This window comes from Dyella sp. LX-66 (assembly GCF_018599165.1).
Classification (GTDB): domain Bacteria; phylum Pseudomonadota; class Gammaproteobacteria; order Xanthomonadales; family Rhodanobacteraceae; genus Dyella_D; species Dyella_D marensis.
In genome coordinates this window covers 1-1,277 of sequence record NZ_JAHFVJ010000030.1, presented here as the reverse complement: position 1 = coordinate 1,277, position 1,277 = coordinate 1, and the positions used below count along the sequence as shown (strand labels likewise).

The 1,277-nt window shown below is 62.5% G+C and carries 2 protein-coding genes; one reads left to right on the top strand and one right to left on the bottom strand.

The features are described 5' to 3' along the window. Nucleotides 1–217: hypothetical protein (locus KK141_RS22855; RefSeq protein WP_214587363.1), on the top strand; the 217-nt coding region annotated here is incomplete at its 5' end. A gap of 225 nt (nucleotides 218–442) precedes the next feature. Here KK141_RS22855 and KK141_RS22850 read toward each other — a convergent pair. Further along, nucleotides 443–823, bottom strand: coding sequence for a hypothetical protein (locus tag KK141_RS22850; RefSeq protein ID WP_214587362.1), 381 nt, complete (start codon nucleotides 821–823; stop codon nucleotides 443–445). Nucleotides 824–1,277 lie beyond the last annotated feature (454 nt).

Sequence of the window (1,277 nt, the reverse complement as noted above, 5' to 3'; positions counted from 1 at the left end):
AAAATATGGGCACGCCGCGTGCCTGATTCTGGCGCTCGGCGTGCCCACTCACGACGCTAACGCGCACGCCGTTTCACCAGCTATCACGGCCTCTCACGAAGCTGCGCATGTATACATTATGCGCAATTGCGGAAGGCTGCGCCGGGCGGCCGGCATGCTCCGTGCTTTCCTGCGTTCCCTGCTGCATGGAACGCAGGAATGCCACGGAAACGCTTGAATTGGCTCTATAACGACGAACGCCAGGAATTCGTCACGCCCAGCGGCCGGATCATCTCATTGCATGAGATGGTCGGCCTGTTGGAAGCCAGGCTCTACTGCAACATCGACTTCGCCGGAGCCTGGTCCGGCTGGAAGATGCGCGGCAATCGGCTAATCCCGCCAGGCGCATCAATGCGCGGGCCGGCGATCACAGCAACCAACGCGGCGGCATTCGCTCGGTGGCTCACCGGGACAGATCAAGCCGCTGCCGCCCCGCGCAGGCCGCCGGCCGGCCGGCCGCACCTGCGACTTGTGTATACGAGTTCCCGCTAACGCGCACCACGGTGCCGCCAATGCAACGCTCATCCGGCGCGAGCTGCAAGGCTTGCCGACGCTGCTCAGCAGCCAGAAATGCAGCGGCCTGGTGCTGCCTGGCCGACTCGTCAGCGCGGGGCGGATATGCGATCGGTGGCGGAGGTGGAAACTCTTTCGCGAACTGCTGAATGGCATCCTCGATTGCCTCGGCAGCTTGCCGTTTCTCATGCTCCCGGTAGCTCACGAAGCCCACGAGCAAAAGAGCAGCCGCGGCCACGATCGACAGGCCAATCTTGCTTGCATCATCCATATGCACCCCCGTATCAGGAACAACAGCGTAAAGGCACCCGTCTCCCCCGAACAACCCTACGGGTTGCCCGGTGAAACCGGAGGTAGGTCACAGGCAATGCCGGCATCGGCATTCGGCGAGCGAAGGCACTGGCCTCGTCTTCCCAAACCTACGGTTTGCTCAGCCAAATCCAGGTAGATCACAGGCAGTGCCGGCATCGGCACTCGGCAAGCAAAAGCCTGGCTTGACTACACGTGTAGCCATACCTGCAGGTAAAGGCGAAAAAGCGGGGTTGGCGGGGTGGCCATGGGAACCGATGAACCCTTGTGACACGTGTGGCCACACACGCCCAGGCTTCGGTGTGGTCCTAGATCAAGGGCGTATCCGTAGGGGCTTTGCCCCTACACCCCGTCAGCGCTTCGAGGCACCGCCGAAAGGGTCGGGATTCCACGTGCCCAGGGTAGGCGGCGTGTAG

Bases quoted from the DNA above. Each gene is read 5' to 3' on its own strand.
- KK141_RS22850 (WP_214587362.1), bottom strand. From the start codon at position 823: ATGGATGATGCAAGCAAGATTGGCCTGTCGATCGTGGCCGCGGCTGCT.